This is a genomic window from Variovorax paradoxus (assembly GCA_016806145.1).
GTDB lineage: Bacteria > Pseudomonadota > Gammaproteobacteria > Burkholderiales > Burkholderiaceae_C > Variovorax.
Map to the genome: position 1 here is coordinate 6,463,160 of CP063166.1, position 14,964 is coordinate 6,478,123.

Consider the following 14,964-nt stretch of genomic DNA (forward strand, 5'->3'; position numbering starts at 1 on the left):
CCCCCCCCCCCGCGCACCCAAGGACCCCGCATGACCCCCACCCGCCGCGCCCTGGCGCTTGGCTTTGCCGCTGCCGTGATGGCTTTCGGTGCCCTGGCGCCCGCCCAGGCGCAGAACCGCGAACTGACCGTGGCCTCCAGCGCCACCTATGCGCCGTTCGCGTTCGAGAACAAGGACAAGCAGATCGTCGGTTTCGACATCGACATCATCAACGCCATCGCGAAGCAGCAGGGCCTGAAGATCAAGATCGTGAACACGCCGTTCACCGGCATCTTCGGCGCGCTCAACAACGGCGACGTCGACCTCGTGATCTCGGGCGTGACGATCAACGAGAAGCGCAAGCAGAGCTACGACTTCACGCCGCCGTACTTCGCGGCACGCCAGCTGATCGCGCTGCCGAAGAACAGCACGGTCGCCTCGCTCAAGGACCTCACGGGCAAGAAGATCGCGGTGGTGAGCGCCTCGACGGCCGACGACATCGCGTCGCGCGAGTTCGGCAAGACCAGCCCGAACATCCGCCGCTTCGAGAGCACGCCGCTGATCATCTCCGAGCTGGCCGGCGGTGGCGTCGACGCGGCGATGGGCGACAACGGCGTGATCGCCTACCGCGTGTCGCAGAACCCCGAGCTGAAGACCCTCGACGACAAGTCCTTCCCCGAGGAAGGCTTCGGCATCGTGGTGAAGAAGGGCGACAAGGCGCTGCTCGACAAGCTCACGGCCGGCCTGGCGGCGATTCGCGCCGACGGCAGCTACGTGACGATCTACAAGAAGTGGTTCAACAAGGACCCGAACGTGCGCTGAGCCGCACGGCCCCCGTTCTGCTCCCACGGCCGCGCTTCGCGGCCGTTTCGTTTTTCTTTTCGTTCGTTTCTCTGCATTGAAGGAAGCCGCCATGGAACAACCGGTGTTGCTGTTCGGATGGTTCCGCTGGGACATCCTGGTCGAATACAAGGACCTGTTCTGGCAGGGCGCCTGGATGACCTTGCGCATGACGGTGGTCTGCGTGCTGCTGGGCGCGAGCTGGGGCTTGTGCCTGGCGCTGGCGCGGCTCGCGCAGCCGCGGCACGCACCCTGGACCTGGGTGGCGCGCTTCTTCCTGCGCTGGCCGGCCACGGTGTACGTGAGCTTCTTCCGCGGCACGCCGCTGTTCGTGCAGATCCTCTTGATCCACTTCGCGGTGATGCCGGTGTTCATCCACCCCACCTCGGGCCTGCTGATCGACGGCGAGCTCGCGCGCACGCTCAAGCAGGAGCACGGCGCGCTGATCTCGGGCGTGGTGGCGCTCACGCTCAATTCGGCGGCCTACATCTCCGAGGTGTTCCGCGCGGGCATCCAGTCGATCTCGCGCGGCCAGTTCGACGCCGGCCGCTCGCTGGGCTTCAACCCGGCGCAGGTGATGCGCTACGTGGTGCTGCCGCAGGCCTTCCGCCGCATGTTGCCGCCGCTGGGCAACAACGCGATCGCGCTGCTCAAGGACACCTCCCTGGTCTCCGCCATCGGCCTGGCCGAGCTGGCCTACGCGGCGCGCACCGTGGCCGGTGCCTATGCGCGCTACTGGGAGCCCTATCTCGCGATCTCGGTGATCTACTGGGTGATGACGCTGGTGCTGACCACGCTGCTGCGCCGGCTCGAGCACCGGCTCGCGCGCAGCGACCGCGGCTGACCGCTGGCTGACCGGCTCGGGGCCTCGCGGCGACAATAGCCCCACATGCCCCCGATATCGCCCGAAGAGACACCCATCCCGCCCGCGCGGCCGAAGCCGCCCAAGCTCGCCGCGCTCGAGCCGCTGAAGCTGCCGGTGTTCCGCATGCTGTGGAGCACCTGGCTGATCGCCAACATCTGCATGTGGATGAACGACGTGGCGGCGGCGTGGATGATGACCTCGCTGACCACCTCGCCGATCTGGGTCGCGCTGGTGCAGTCGGCCTCCACGCTGCCGGTGTTCCTGCTCGGCCTGCCCAGCGGCGCGCTGGCCGACATCCTCGACCGCCGGCGCTGGCTGATGGCCACGCAGTTCTGGCTCGCGGGCACGGCGATCGTGCTGTGCGCCGCGATCGCGCTCGACATGATGACCGCGCCGCTGCTGCTGGCGCTGACCTTCGCCAACGGCATCGGGCTGGCGCTGCGCTGGCCGGTGTTCTCGGCCATCGTGCCCGAGCTGGTGCCGCGCCCGCAGTTGCCGGCCGCGCTCGGGCTCAACGGCATCGCGATGAATGCCTCGCGCATCATCGGCCCGCTCACGGCCGGCATGCTGATCGCGAGCGCGGGCAGCGTCTGGGTGTTCGCGCTCAACGCGGTGCTGTCGGTGGCCTCGGGCTTCGTGGTGCTGCGCTGGCGCCGCGAGCACACGCCCAATCCGCTGGGCCGCGAGCGGCTGATCAGCGCGATGCGCGTGGGCGTGCAGTTCGTCTGGCAGTCGCAGCGCATGCGCGCGGTGCTCAGCCGCATCACGATCTTCTTCTTCCATTCGACGGCGCTGCTGGCGCTGCTGCCGCTCCTCGCACGCAACCTCCAGGGCGGCGGTGCCGGCACCTTCACCCTGCTGCTGGCGGCCATGGGCTCGGGCGCGATCGTGGCGGTGCTGTTCCTGCCGCGGCTGCGCCAGGCGCTGGGGCGCGACCAGCTGGTGCTGCGCGGCACCGCGCTGCAGTCGGCCGCCACGGCGGTGATGGCCTTCGCACCCAACGCCTGGGTCGCGGTGCCGGCGATGTTCTTCGGCGGCATGGCCTGGATCACGGTGGCCAATTCGCTGTCGGTGTCGGCCCAGCTCGCGCTGCCCGACTGGGTGCGCGCGCGCGGCATGTCGACCTATCAGATGGCGATCATGGGCGCGAGCGCGATCGGCGCCGCGCTGTGGGGCCAGGTGGCCACGGTCACCGACCTGCGGATGAGCCTGGTCGTGGCCTCGGTCACCGGCACGCTGCTGATGCTGGCGGCGCTGCGCTGGGTCACCGATGTCTCGGGCGAGGACGACACCACGCCCGCCAAGGCCGGCTGGGCCTCCGGGCCGCCGTCCGAGGCGCCGCAGGAGAACGGCCGCGTGGTGATCAACGTCGAGTTCATCATCGACCCGGCACGCGCCGCGGCCTTCCACCTGGTGATGCAGCAGACGCGCCGCGCGCGGCTGAGCCAGGGCGCGATCGGCTGGGAGCTGCTGCACGACATCGGCGAGCCGGGCCGCTACGTCGAGCAGATCGTCGACGAGAGCTGGACCGAGCACCTGCGCCGCTTCAATCGCGCGACCGCCGCCGACATGGCGCTGCGCGAGCGCCGGCTGGCCTTCCACCTCGGCGAATCGCCGCCGGTGGTCACGCGCTACGTCGTGCGCCGCTGATCCACGCAGCCCCCTGACGCCATGAAGACGACCCAGGTCGCCACGCTGTTCTGCTGCCTGTTCCTCATCGGCTCGGCCGAGGTGGTGGCGGGCCCGATGATGGGCGCGATGAGCGCCGACCTCGGCGTGCGCTCGAGCGCCATCGCCTACCTGCCGGCCGCCTATGGGCTCGCCTACGGCGCCTTCGCGCTGATCGCCGGGCCGCTGTCTGACCGCTGGGGCCGCCGGCGGCCGCTGCAGGCCGGGCTGCTGGGCTTCGCGCTGCTCAGTGCCGCGCTCCCGAGCGCGCCGAGCCTGGCGGTGGCGATCGTGCTGTCTGCGCTGGCCGGGCTGTGCGCGGGTCTGATCCAGCCCAATGCGCTGTCGCTGGTGGCCGACGAATCGCCGCCCGAGCAGATCGGCCGCCGGCTCAGCCATGTCTTCGTCGGCCTGATGCTGGCCTTCGTGCTCACGCCGGTGGTGGCGGGCTGGCTGACCGACACCGCGGGCTGGCGCTCGGCCTACTACACGCTCGCGGCGATGGCCGCGCTGGCCTTTCTCGCGGTGACGCGCGCCTTCGTCCAGCGCGTGCCCGCGGCCGCGTCGCACGCGGGCTTCTTCGCCACCCATGCGCAGGCGCTGCGCACGCCCGGCGTGCGGCGGCGGCTCGCGGTCAGCTACCTCTGGCTGGGCTGGGTTGCCGGCTTCGGCGCGGTGGTGGCCGAGGTGGCGGCGCGCAAGCTGGTGCTGTCGTCGACCGACACCGGCCTGATCGCCGGCCTGTTCGGCCTAGCCGTGATCGCCGGCAACCTGGCCAGCGGCCGGCTGCAGCGCGCGCTCGGCGAAGCCGCGTTGCCACTGGCGGCGCTGGCCGCGGCGGCGGGCCTGCTGGGCCTGGCGCTGCCGGTGGGCTCGACCACGCAGCTGGTGCTGCTCGGCCTGCCCTGGGCCTTCGGCTACGGCTGCGCGGGGCCGCTGCACCATGCGCGGCTCAGCGCGCTGTCCGAGCGTTACCGCGGCACCATCAACTCCTATCACGCGAGCCTGCTCAACCTCGGCATCTTCTCGGTCTCGTTCCTGCTCGGCAGCGTGGTGCCGCGCTTCCCGGTCGAGGTGTTCTGCGCGCTGGCCGGCGGCGTGACGCTGGTCGGCGCCTGCCTGCTGCTGCCGTGGCCGTGGCGCAAGGCCGGGGTCGCGACGACCTGAGCGCGACGACCCGAGCGCAGGGCGGCAGCCCAAGGAAAACCCTGACGCGACTTTTTTTGACCATTCGGATAATTTAGGTCATCATCCGCGCCGTCGCCACGAACGAAGACCACCCCGATGAACCCGGTCACCCTGCGCAGCCGCTTCTGGTCGGACCTGACCAGCGAAGAGTTCTCCCGCCTCGACCGCGAACGGCTGATCGCCGTGCTGCCGGTGGGCGCCACCGAGCAGCACGGTCCGCACCTGCCGATGTCGACCGACACCGCCACCATCGACGGCATGGTGCGCGCCACGCTCCCCCACCTGCCCGACGACCTGCCGGTGCTGTTCCTGCCCACGGTGCCCTACGGCAAGAGCAACGAGCACTCGCGCTACCCGGGCACGCTCACGGTCTCGGCCAGCACGCTGATCGCGATGTGGACTGACATCGGCGCCTGCGTGGCGCGTGCCGGCGTGCGCAAGCTGGTGCTCTACAACAGCCACGGCGGCCAGATGAGCGTGATGGACATCGTGGCGCGCGACCTGCGCGAAGCGCACGGGATGATGGTGGTGGCCGCCAACTGGTACACGCTGGGCCTGCCCGAGGGCCTGTTCACCGCGCACGAAGGCAAGCACGGCATCCACGCCGGCGACCTCGAGAGCTCGGTGATGCTGCACCTCACGCCCGACTACGTGCGCGCCGACCAGTTCCGCAACTTCCACTCGATGACCGAGGACCTGGCGGCCGAGAACAAGTACCTCTCGATCACGCCCAGCGGCAAGCTCGGCTGGCAGATGCACGACATCAACCCGATGGGCGCGGCCGGCGACGCCACCCGCGCCACCGCCGAGAAGGGCGCCGCGGTGCTCGACCACGTGGGTCGGCGCTTCGTCGACCTGCTGCACGAGATCGACCGCTTCCCGCTGTCGCGCCTGGCCAACGAGCCCGCCTGGCGCTAGGCTCGCGCCCCGCCACGCCCTCCGGAACACCCCATGGAAAGCACCACGCCATCCACCCCCGATGCCGAAGCGCCGCTGGTCCGGCTGCGCAATGTCGGCAAGCGCTTCGCCAACGGCACGCTCGCGCTGCAGGGCATGTCGCTCGACATCGGCGCGCACGACTTCATCAGCTTCCTCGGCCCCTCGGGCTGCGGCAAGAGCACGGCGCTGCGGCTGATCGCCGGCCTCACGCGCGCCAGCAGCGGCGAGATGGCCTGGACCGGCGGCGCCGCCGCGCGCACCGACCGCGACCTGGGCTTCGTGTTCCAGGAACCGACGCTCATGCCCTGGGCCAAGGTGTTCGACAACGTCTGGCTGCCGCTCAAGCTCGCGGGCATGAAGCGCGATGCCGCCGCGCCCGTGGTGCAGCAGGTGCTCGAGATGGTCGGTCTCTCGCGCTTCGCCGACGTCTATCCGCGCGAGCTCTCGGGCGGCATGAAGATGCGGGTGTCGATCGCGCGCGCGCTGGTCACGCACCCGCGCCTCCTCCTGATGGACGAGCCCTTCGCCGCGCTCGACGAGATGACGCGCATCAAGCTCAACAACGACCTGCTCGCGATCTGGCGCGAGCACCGCTTCTCGGTGGTGTTCGTCACGCACAGCGTCTACGAGTCGGTCTACCTCTCGAACCGCATCGTGGTGATGGCCGCGCGCCCGGGCCGCGTGATCGACGAGATCCGCATCGACGAGCCCTATCCGCGCGGCGAGGCCTTCCGCACCTCGAGCCGCTACAACGCGCACTGCACCGCGGTGTCCCAATCCCTGCATGGAGCCCTGCATGGCGTCGACATCGATCACTGAGCCCGCGGTCACCGTTGCGCCCGCCCTGCACGACGACGACCTCGCCACGCCCTCGGCCGACGCCCAGCGCGCGCACGAGGACCGGCAGCGCCGGCGCGAATCGCTGCTGCGCATCGTGGTGCCCGCGGTGGTGGTCGGCGCGCTGCTGCTGCTGTGGGAATGGACCGTGCGCGCCAACAACATCCCGCACTACATCCTGCCCGCGCCCTCGCTGATCCTGAAGACGCTGTTCGACAACTGGGACACGCTCTCGAGCGCGCTGTGGTTCACCGTGCGGCTCACGCTGCTCGCGCTGGCCGCGGCCATCGTCGGCGGCGTGCTGCTGGCGATCGCCTTCGCGCTGTTCAAGTGGGTGGAGATCGGGCTGTTCCCGATCGCGGTGATCCTGCAGGTCACGCCGATCATCGCGATCGCGCCGCTGATCCTGATCTACGTCTCGAGCACCACCGCGGCACTGCTGCTGTGCGCCTGGATCGTGGCCTTCTTCCCGATCCTGTCGAACACGGTGGTGGGCCTCAAGAGCGCCGACAGCAACCTGCGCGACCTGTTCCAGCTCTACAAGGCCTCGCCCTGGCAGACCTTCCGCTACCTGCTCGCGCCCAGCGCGCTGCCCTACTTCATGGCGGGCCTGAAGATCGCGGGCGGCCTGAGCCTGATCGGCGCGGTGGTGGCCGAGTTCACCGCGGGCACGGCCGGCAAGGAAACCGGGCTGGCCTCGCGCATCCTCGAGTCGAGCTTCCGCACCGAGATTCCGATGATGTTCGCGGCGCTGCTCTTGGTGTCGCTGCTCGGGATCGTGATCTTCATCGTCTTCGCCGCGCTCTCGCGCCTGGTGCTGGGCCACTGGCATGAAAGCGAAATGCGCCGTGAACGCTAGGACCTCGCTCGCCCCGGCCGTCGACTGGGACGCGGTGCGCCGCGACCTCGCGGGCCTGAACCTGGTCACCGCGCCGGGCCAGCGCAAGCAGCTGTCGAAGGACTTCTTCTGGTACAGCCCGATCCTCACGGCGCAGCTCTCGGGCTGCGTGGCCGAGCTGGTCGTGAAGGTCGGCACCGAGGACGACGTGCGCCAGGTCTGCGCCACCGCCGCCAAGTGGAAGCTGCCGCTCACGGTGCGCGCGGGCGGCACCGGCAACTACGGCCAGTGCGTGCCGCTCGAGGGGGGGCTGGTGATGGACGTGACGCAGCTGTGCCGCGTGCTCGACATCGGCGACGGCCGCATGCGGGTGGAGGCCGGCGCGCGCATGCACGACATCGACCTGGCCGCGCGCGAGACCGGCCAGGCGCTGCGCATGTGGCCCTCGACCTGGCACGTGGCCAGCATCGGCGGCTTCATCGCGGGCGGCTTCGGCGGCATCGGCTCGTTCCGCCACGGCATCCTGCGCGACCCCGGCAACCTGCTGCGCGCGCGCGTGATGACGGTGGAGCGCGAGCCGCGCGTGATCGAGCTCGCGGGCGACGAGATCCAGCAGGTGCACCATGCCTACGGCACCAATGGCGTGATCCTCGACGTGGAGGTGGCGCTGAGCCCGGCCGTCGACTGGGTGCACTGCACGGTGCTGTTCGAGCGCTACCGCGCGGCGCTGGACTTCGGCATCGCGGCCAGCACGCCCGATCTCGACCTGTTCCTGCTGTCGACCGTGGAGGCGCGCTTCTCGCCCTACTACACGGCGATGGGCGAGCACTTTCCCGCCGACCGGCACGCGGTCTTCACGATGGTCGCGCCCGGGTCGATGGACGACTTCCGTACGCTCGCCGCCGCGCACGGCGGCCACATCGCACTGGCCGGAACCGAGGCCGAACTGCTCGCGGCCGGCCTGCCGCCGGCCTACGAATGCGCGTTCAACCACACGACGCTGCAGGCGCTCAAGATGGACCGCGGCTGGACCTACCTGCAGGTGGCCTATGCGCAGCCCTTCGATCCCGCGGTGGTCGAGCGCCACCTCGAGATCTTCGGCGACGAGGTGCTGCAGCACCAGGACTTCGCGCGCGCGGGCGGCGAGGCCGGCACCTTCGGCATCCTGCTGGTGCGCTGGACCGGCGAGGCGCGCCAGTACGAGCTGATCCGCGAGATCGAGTCGCAGGGCGGCTGCAAGATCTTCAATCCGCACGTGGTGACCATCGAGGACGGCGGCATGAAGACCATCGACACGCAGCAGATCGAGTTCAAGAAGCGCAGCGACCCGATGGGCCTGATGAACCCCGGCAAGACGCGCGGCTGGACCCCCGACATGGCCATCGACCGCTGAAAAGATTTAGGCTTCGCGTCCCTTCCAAAAAACCTCCACAGGAGCACGTCCTCATGCGCATCCCCGCTTTCCGCATCCGCCCGCTCGGCAGCCTGGCCCTCGGCTTGGCGCTGACCGCCGCCGCCTTCGCCGCGCAGGCGCAGGAGAAGGTGGTGTTCGCCACCAACTGGAAGGCGCAGGCCGGCCACGGCGGCTTCTACCAGGCGCTGGTGGACGGCACCTACAAGAAGTACGGCCTCGACGTCGAGATCCAGCAGGGCGGCCCGATGGTCAACAACCGGCCGATGCTGCCGGCCGGCAAGATCGACTTCCTGATGACCGGCAACCTGCTGCAGTCCTTCGACAACGTGAAGAACGGCGTGCCCACGGTGGTGGTCGCGGCCTTCTTCCAGAAGGACCCGCAGGCCATGTTCGCGCACCCGGGCCAGGGCTTCGACACCTTCAAGGACATGACCAAGGCGCCCGTGGCCTTCATCGGCAAGGACGGCCAGTTCAGCTTCTGGCAGTGGATGAAGTCGGAGCACGGCTTCAAGGATTCGCAGCTCAAGCCCTACACCTTCAACGTGGGTCCGTTCCTGGCCGACAAGAAGTCGATCCAGCAGGGCTACGCGATCTCCGAGCCGCTGTCGATCAAGGCCCAGGCCGGCTTCGACCCGGTGGTGCAGCTGCTGGCCGACAACGGCTTCTCGACCTACTCGACCACCATCGAGACGCGCGCCGACCTGGTGAAGACCAAGCCCGAGACGGTGCGCAAGTTCGTCGAGGCCTCGATCATCGGCTGGAACAACTACCTCTACGGCGACAACAAGGCCGCCAACGAGCTGATCGCCAAGACCAACCCCGACTCGCCCGTGGCCGCGCTGCAGGGCTCGATCGAGCTCATGAAGAAGATGGGCATCGTCGACAGCGGCGAGTCGCTGACCAAGGGCATCGGCGCGATGGACGAGGCGCGCGTGAAGGATTTCTACGACAAGATGGTCAAGGCCGGCCTCTACAAGCCCGGCGAGGTCGACCTGTCGAAGGTGGTCACGACCCAGTTCGTCAACAAGGGCGTGGGCCTGGACGTGCGCAAGAAGCTCACGGGCAAGTAAGCCGCGACCAAGGACCCGATCCACGACCACACCGATTTCTCCGCGGGCCGCGCGGTGCTTGCGCCGGGGTCAGATGCCGGCGCCTGGGATGCCATAAGGCACCGTGCGGCTCTTCATTTCTGGGCTCTGACCCCGTATTGCCGCCTAGGACCTGTTAACGCTATGCAAGGGGTCGCGTTGCCCCGCAAAGGGGCTGGATGCAAGGCGCCCGCGCGCAGCAAGGCTGGCGCCTTGCAAGCGCGGGCAACGCCGCAGACGGCCCCTTTGCGGGGCAACCCGGAGGGAAGCTCGCCAGAGCCCGCCCCTCGGCGTTGCGCTCCTAGCGTGTGCGGACGCACACGCGTCGTCGCGCGCCTTGATGGGCGGGCTCTGGCGAGCTTCGCGACCCCTTGCATAGCGTTAACAGGTCCTATCGGCGAACCGGCCCTTCCATGAAAACGCTCGTCGTTCATTGCCATCCGAACCCTGACAGCTTCAACCACGCGCTCTACCGCACGGCGCTCGCCGCCCTCGAACCCCGCCACCAGGTCCGGGCCATCGACCTGTACGCCGAGGGCTTCGACCCGACGCTGACCCGCGAGGAACGCATCGCGTACCTCGACAACACCCAATTGATCCGCGAACGCGTGCAACCCCACGTCGAGGCGCTGCTGTGGGCCGAGCACCTGGTGTTCGTCTATCCCACCTGGTTCCACGGACCGCCCTCGATGCTCAAGGGCTGGCTGGAACGGGTGTGGCTGCCCGGCGTGGCCTTCCTGCCGGCCGAGCGCAAGGGCCAGGCCGCGCGCTCGGGCATGCGCCACATCCAGCGCCTGACGGTGGTCACCACGGGCGGCTCGCCGCGCTGGTTCGTGATGATCATCGGCGACCCCGGGCGGCGGCTGTTCACGCGCGCGCTGCGCGCCCTGTTCGCCTGGCGCTGCAAGGTGACCTGGCTGCAGCTGCACGACATGAACGCCGTGACCGCGCTCGACCGCACGCGTTTCATCGAGCGCGTCGCGCGCAAGCTGCAAACGCTGTGACCACGACCCCAACGATCCGGGAGAAAACACCATGAGCCTCGAACGCACGCTCACCGTCCGCGTGACGCGCATCGCGCGCCAGACGCCCGAAATCCTGGCCTTCGAGCTGGCCCATCCCTGGGGCCGCGCGCTGCCCGGCTACGAGGCCGGCGCGCACATCGACGTGCACATGCCCGGCGGCTTCTCGCGCCAGTACTCGCTGGCTCGCGCGCCCTCGGCGGGCACCGTCTCGTCCTACCTGATCGGCGTGAAGCGCGAGGCCGCGAGCCGCGGCGGCTCGGCCTCGATGCACGAGCGCGTGCGCGAGGGCGACCTGCTGCCGATCAGCACGCCGCGCAACACCTTCCCGCTGCAGGCGCAGGCGCGCCACCACCTGCTGCTGGCCGGCGGCATCGGCATGACGCCGCTGCTGGCGATGGCGCAGGCGCTGGCCGCGCGCGGCGAGGGCTTCACGCTGTGCGTGTTCGCGCGCGCCGAGGAGCACCTGGCCTTCGCCGAGGCGCTGCGCGCTCCGGCGCTGGCGCCGCATGTGCGGCTGCACCTCGACCAGGGCGATGCCTCGCAGCGCATCGACCTGCGCGCGCTGCTGGCGGCGCATGCCGGCGCCGCCCATCTCTATGTCTGCGGCCCCGGCGGCTTCATGCAGGCGGTGCGCGACGCGGCGGCCGCCGCGCAGTGGCCCGAGGACGCGATCCACGCCGAGTACTTCGCCGCGCCCACCGATGCCGCCGCCACCGCGGGCCAGCCCTTCGTGCTGCGGCTCGCGCAGCGCGGCATCGCGGTGCCGGTGGCGGCCGACCAGACCGCGGTCGACGCGCTGCACGAGGTCGGCATCGACATCCCGGTGTCGTGCGAGCAGGGCCTGTGCGGCACCTGCGTGGTCGGTGCCGAAGGCGAGGGCGCCGAGCACCGCGACTTCTGCCTCACGGGCAGCGAGCGGCGCCACAAGGTGGCGCTGTGCTGCTCGCGCGCCAAGGGGGCCGAGCTGGTGGTGCAGCTCTGAGACCGCGCATGGCCCGCCCCCCCGCCGTCGACACCGCCGAGGACGCCGAGGGCCCCGCCACGCGCGGGCGCTCGCGCAAGTACGCGCAGGTGCTCGGCGTGATCAACCAGGCCGCGATCGAGGTGTTCGCGAGCGAGGGCCTGGCCGGCGCCTCGACCCAGGCGATCGCCGACAAGGCCGGGCTCTCGAAGGCGCAGCTGCACTACTACATCGACAGCAAGGAGGCGCTGTACCGGCAGATCCTGCAGGACATCCTCACCGACTGGATCGTGGTCTTCGGCTTCGACGACGAGGCCCTGGGCCCGCGCAAGGTGCTCGGCGACCTGATCCGCCGCAAGATGGCGTTCTCGTTCGAGCATCCGCTGCGTTCGCGCATCTTCACGGCCGAGATGCTGCGCGGCGCGCCGGTGCTCAACACCCTGATGGACACGAGCAAGCAGCGCACCGACCAGGCCGCCGCCGTGATCCGCAACTGGATGGACCAGGGCCTGATGGACGAGGCCGACCCGATGCTGGTGCTGTTCCACATCTGGGCCGTGACCCAGTTCTATGCCGACCATGCAACCCAGGCCGCGTACTTCCGCAACACCGCGCAGCACGGCGACGCGCAGGACCGCGATTACCTGGTCGAGCAGGTGACGGCGTTCCTGTTCAAGGGCGCGGGCGTCAGGTAGTTTGCCCGGCGGTACTCTACGAACCGTTCACGCTGAGCTTGTCGAAGCGCCGCGCGAGGCTTCGATCCTTCGGCAAGCTCAGGACAGGCCAAGCTCAGCCCGAACGGATCGTTGCGCAGCGACTTCCGCGCTTCACCGCTTCTGCGGCAGGTACATCGTGGCCTCGACCTCCACCAGCACCTCGTCGCCCGGTAGGAAGCGCGACACCTCCACCACCGTGCTGACCGGCGGCTCGCCCGGATAGAACAGGCCGCGCACGCGGTTGTAGAAGGCGTAGTGCGGCAGGTGGCGGAAGTACTGCACCAGCTTCACCACGTCCTCCATGGTGCCGCCGTGCTCGGCCGCGATCTGGCGGATGCGCTCGAGCACGAACCAGCTCTGCGCCACGATCGGCGCCTCGAACACGTCGACCGACATCTGGCCGGTAGCGTAGCCCAGGCCCTGCAGCGCGCTGCGCCCGGCCTCGGGAATGGCGTCGTAGCCGGCGACCGCGCGGCGCGTGGCCGGGTCGACGGCGACCACGCCGCTCATGTAGACGAAATCGCCGACGCGCTTGGCGGCGGCATAGTTGGCCATCGGCTTGCCCATGCTCATGCGGTGTGCTCCAGGATCCGGCCCGCGCGGATGACACTGCGGCGGCGGCCGCGCGGGTCGATGAGTTCGTGTTCGTCGGTGGCGGCCAGCACCACCAGGTCGGCCGGACAACCCGCGGCGATGCGACCGTCCCAGGCCAGCCCGAGCGCCCGCGCCGGCGCGAGCGTGATGCTGTCGATCCAGTCGAGCGCCGGCGCGAGGTGCGCCACCTGCACGCCGAGGCCGAAGGTCTCGACGAGGTCGTAGCTGCCGTAGGGATAGAAGGCGTCCTGCACGTTGTCCGTCGCCAGGCTCGCACGCAAGCCGCGTGCCGCGGCCTCGCGGATGCGCGTGATGCCGCGCGGCACCGGCGTGCGGTCCCAGGCGCCCTGCAGGTAGAGGTTGGTGGTGGGCAGCGCGACCAGGTGCAGGCCCGCGCCCGCGCACAGCGCCAGGGTTTCGTGCGCCACGGCATCGTCCTGCACCGAGAGCGAGCAGGCATGGCCGCAGACCACGCGGCCCGCGAAGCCGCGCGCGCGCACCAGCTGCGCGATGGCGCGCAGGCCGCTGGCGTCGGCATCGAGGCCCTCGTCGACATGGAAGTCGAGCGACAGCCCGTGCTTGTGGGCGAGCTCGAACACGCGGTCGAGCTTGGGCAACAGGGCCTCGTTGCGGTAGACGAAGGCACCCAGCGCGCCGCCCGCGCGCGCCACCTCGCGCGCGATGCGCTCGCCGGCCTCGGCATCGGCGAACAGGTCGAGCGGCGTGAGCGAGACGAACTGCAGCTCGACGCGGCCGCGCCAGGCTTCGCGCAGCGATTCGAACACCGCGAGCGAGACCGGCGCCTCGGGCTGCACCCAGTCGAGGTGGGTGCGCAGCGCGCGCGTGCCGCTGCGCCAGGCGTCCTCGAGCGCGCGTTCCATGCGCGGGCGCAGCGACTCGGCGGTCCAGCCGGCCCGGTGGCCGTTCATGCGCTCGATGGCCGCGAACAGGTTGCCCTGCGCCGCGCCCACTTCCTGCACGGTGTAGTTCTTGTCGATGTGCGCATGCGCGTCGACACAGGCGCTCAGCACGATGCCGCGCGCCGAATCCTGCCGCGCGCTCGGCGCGACCGAGGCCACGCGATCGCCGTCCAGCACCAGGTCGAACAGCTCGGCTTCCGACGCGAAGCCGCGCAGCGGCTTCGGGATGCGCAGCGCCTCGAGCTTCACTGCGCCTCGCGCCACGCGCGCAGCCAGCCCAGCCCGGCCGAGGTGCCGCCGGGCTCACTGCCGCGCCGCGGCCGGTATTCGCAGCCGACCCAACCCTGCCAGCCGGATTGCGCCGACACCTCGTCGATCACCTGGAACAGGTAGGGATAGTTCTGCTCGCCGATGTCGGGCTCGTGCCGCTCGGGCACGCCGGCGATCTGGATGTGGCCGACGCGGCCGGTGGGCAGGTACTGGCGCAGCTTCATCGCGACGTCGCCCTCGACGATCTGGCAGTGGTAGAGGTCCATCTGCACCTTGAGGTTCGGCGCGCCGATGCTCTCGACGATGGCATGCGCATGGTCCTGGCGGTTGAGGAAGAAGCGCGGGATGTCGCGCGTGTTGATCGGCTCGATCAGCACGTCGCGCCCGGCCTTCGCGGCCTCCTCGGCGGCCCAGCGCAGGTTGTCGACGTACACCCGCTGCACGGCATCGGCCGTGAGGCCCTCGGACACCAGCCCGGCCATGACGTGGATGCGCGGGCAGTCGAGCGCGACCGCGTAGTCGATGGCTTTCGCAATGCCTTCGCGGAACTCGGCGTCGCGCCCCGGCAGGCAGGCCAGGCCGCGTTCGCCGCCCTCCCAGTTGCCGGGCGGGCCGTTGAAGAGCACCTGTTGCAGGCCGTTGTGCCGGAGGCGCGCGACGATGTCTTCCTTGGAGAAGGCATAGGGGAACAGGTACTCGACGGCCTCGAAGCCGTCCTTCGCGGCGGCATCGAAGCGGTCAAGGAAGTCCAGCTCGGGATAGAGCATCGAGAGGTTGGCGGCGAAGCGTGGCATGGCGTTGTCTCTTTGAAGTTCTGGCGAT

At 70.0% G+C, this 14,964-nt stretch carries 15 protein-coding genes; 12 read left to right on the forward strand and 3 right to left on the reverse strand.

The annotated features are described in order from the left end of the window. Positions 1-30 precede the first annotated feature (30 nt). The 12 genes from INQ48_30260 (at position 31) to INQ48_30315 (ending at position 12,337) form a co-directional block, all read left to right on the forward strand. The gene (locus tag INQ48_30260; GenBank protein QRF57519.1) at positions 31-801 is read left to right on the forward strand and encodes a basic amino acid ABC transporter substrate-binding protein; all 771 of its coding nucleotides are present in this window, start codon (positions 31-33) and stop codon (positions 799-801) included. A 91-nt stretch (positions 802-892) separates the two neighbouring features. Next, positions 893-1,663: an amino acid ABC transporter permease gene (locus INQ48_30265; GenBank protein QRF57520.1), complete on the forward strand. Its 771-nt coding sequence runs from the start codon at positions 893-895 to the stop codon at positions 1,661-1,663. A 45-nt stretch (positions 1,664-1,708) separates the two neighbouring features. After that, positions 1,709-3,334 (forward strand): MFS transporter, encoded by a 1,626-nt coding sequence (locus tag INQ48_30270; GenBank protein QRF57521.1) that lies wholly within the window; start codon positions 1,709-1,711, stop codon positions 3,332-3,334. 21 nt (positions 3,335-3,355) lie between these two features. Next, positions 3,356-4,519, forward strand: a complete 1,164-nt coding sequence (locus INQ48_30275) for an MFS transporter (protein QRF57522.1) — start codon at positions 3,356-3,358, stop codon at positions 4,517-4,519. A 117-nt stretch (positions 4,520-4,636) separates the two neighbouring features. After that, entirely contained in the window at positions 4,637-5,458 is an 822-nt protein-coding gene (locus INQ48_30280) for a creatininase family protein (GenBank protein ID QRF57523.1), read from the forward strand. Between the two features lie 33 nt (positions 5,459-5,491). Continuing rightward, positions 5,492-6,298, forward strand: coding sequence for an ABC transporter ATP-binding protein (locus INQ48_30285; GenBank protein ID QRF57524.1), 807 nt, complete (start codon positions 5,492-5,494; stop codon positions 6,296-6,298). Further along, positions 6,276-7,175: an ABC transporter permease gene (locus INQ48_30290; protein ID QRF57525.1), complete on the forward strand. Its 900-nt coding sequence runs from the start codon at positions 6,276-6,278 to the stop codon at positions 7,173-7,175. Before INQ48_30285 ends, INQ48_30290 begins: the two co-directional genes overlap by 23 nt. Next, complete coding sequence (locus INQ48_30295) at positions 7,147-8,547, forward strand: FAD-binding oxidoreductase (GenBank protein ID QRF57526.1); 1,401 nt, start codon at positions 7,147-7,149, stop codon at positions 8,545-8,547. Before INQ48_30290 ends, INQ48_30295 begins: the two co-directional genes overlap by 29 nt. Positions 8,548-8,600: 53 nt before the next feature. Then, a complete protein-coding gene (locus INQ48_30300) occupies positions 8,601-9,638 on the forward strand; it encodes an ABC transporter substrate-binding protein (protein QRF57527.1) in 1,038 nt (345 codons plus the stop codon). 431 nt (positions 9,639-10,069) lie between these two features. Beyond that, entirely contained in the window at positions 10,070-10,660 is a 591-nt protein-coding gene (locus INQ48_30305) for an NAD(P)H-dependent oxidoreductase (protein ID QRF57528.1), read from the forward strand. 31 nt (positions 10,661-10,691) lie between these two features. Further along, a complete protein-coding gene (locus INQ48_30310) occupies positions 10,692-11,663 on the forward strand; it encodes an oxidoreductase (protein QRF57529.1) in 972 nt (323 codons plus the stop codon). A gap of 8 nt (positions 11,664-11,671) precedes the next feature. Then, complete coding sequence (locus tag INQ48_30315; GenBank protein QRF57530.1) at positions 11,672-12,337, forward strand: TetR family transcriptional regulator C-terminal domain-containing protein; 666 nt, start codon at positions 11,672-11,674, stop codon at positions 12,335-12,337. Positions 12,338-12,469: 132 nt separating this feature from the next. On the opposite strand, the gene INQ48_30320 is transcribed toward INQ48_30315, so the two are convergent. From INQ48_30320 to INQ48_30330, 3 genes are read right to left on the reverse strand one after another with little or no spacing between them, the layout of a single operon-like run. Further along, positions 12,470-12,931 (reverse strand): RidA family protein, encoded by a 462-nt coding sequence (locus tag INQ48_30320; protein QRF57531.1) that lies wholly within the window; start codon positions 12,929-12,931, stop codon positions 12,470-12,472. Next, on the reverse strand, positions 12,928-14,121 hold the full coding sequence (locus INQ48_30325) for an amidohydrolase family protein (GenBank protein ID QRF60958.1): 1,194 nt from the start codon (positions 14,119-14,121) through the stop codon (positions 12,928-12,930). The genes INQ48_30320 and INQ48_30325 overlap by 4 nt, the downstream gene beginning before the upstream one ends. Continuing rightward, a complete protein-coding gene (locus INQ48_30330; GenBank protein ID QRF57532.1) occupies positions 14,118-14,936 on the reverse strand; it encodes a hydroxypyruvate isomerase family protein in 819 nt (272 codons plus the stop codon). Before INQ48_30330 ends, INQ48_30325 begins: the two co-directional genes overlap by 4 nt. Positions 14,937-14,964: the final 28 nt, after the last annotated feature.

Coding starts and splice junctions, on each gene's coding strand:
- INQ48_30270 (QRF57521.1), top strand. CDS start 1,709: ATGCCCCCGATATCGCCCGAAGAGACACCCATCCCGCCCGCGCGGCCG.
- INQ48_30295 (QRF57526.1), top strand. CDS start 7,147: ATGAAAGCGAAATGCGCCGTGAACGCTAGGACCTCGCTCGCCCCGGCC.
- INQ48_30320 (QRF57531.1), bottom strand. CDS start 12,931: ATGAGCATGGGCAAGCCGATGGCCAACTATGCCGCCGCCAAGCGCGTC.
- INQ48_30260 (QRF57519.1), top strand. CDS start 31: ATGACCCCCACCCGCCGCGCCCTGGCGCTTGGCTTTGCCGCTGCCGTG.
- INQ48_30280 (QRF57523.1), top strand. CDS start 4,637: ATGAACCCGGTCACCCTGCGCAGCCGCTTCTGGTCGGACCTGACCAGC.
- INQ48_30285 (QRF57524.1), top strand. CDS start 5,492: ATGGAAAGCACCACGCCATCCACCCCCGATGCCGAAGCGCCGCTGGTC.
- INQ48_30300 (QRF57527.1), top strand. CDS start 8,601: ATGCGCATCCCCGCTTTCCGCATCCGCCCGCTCGGCAGCCTGGCCCTC.
- INQ48_30310 (QRF57529.1), top strand. CDS start 10,692: ATGAGCCTCGAACGCACGCTCACCGTCCGCGTGACGCGCATCGCGCGC.
- INQ48_30315 (QRF57530.1), top strand. CDS start 11,672: ATGGCCCGCCCCCCCGCCGTCGACACCGCCGAGGACGCCGAGGGCCCC.
- INQ48_30265 (QRF57520.1), top strand. CDS start 893: ATGGAACAACCGGTGTTGCTGTTCGGATGGTTCCGCTGGGACATCCTG.
- INQ48_30290 (QRF57525.1), top strand. CDS start 6,276: ATGGCGTCGACATCGATCACTGAGCCCGCGGTCACCGTTGCGCCCGCC.
- INQ48_30330 (QRF57532.1), bottom strand. CDS start 14,936: ATGCCACGCTTCGCCGCCAACCTCTCGATGCTCTATCCCGAGCTGGAC.
- INQ48_30275 (QRF57522.1), top strand. CDS start 3,356: ATGAAGACGACCCAGGTCGCCACGCTGTTCTGCTGCCTGTTCCTCATC.
- INQ48_30305 (QRF57528.1), top strand. CDS start 10,070: ATGAAAACGCTCGTCGTTCATTGCCATCCGAACCCTGACAGCTTCAAC.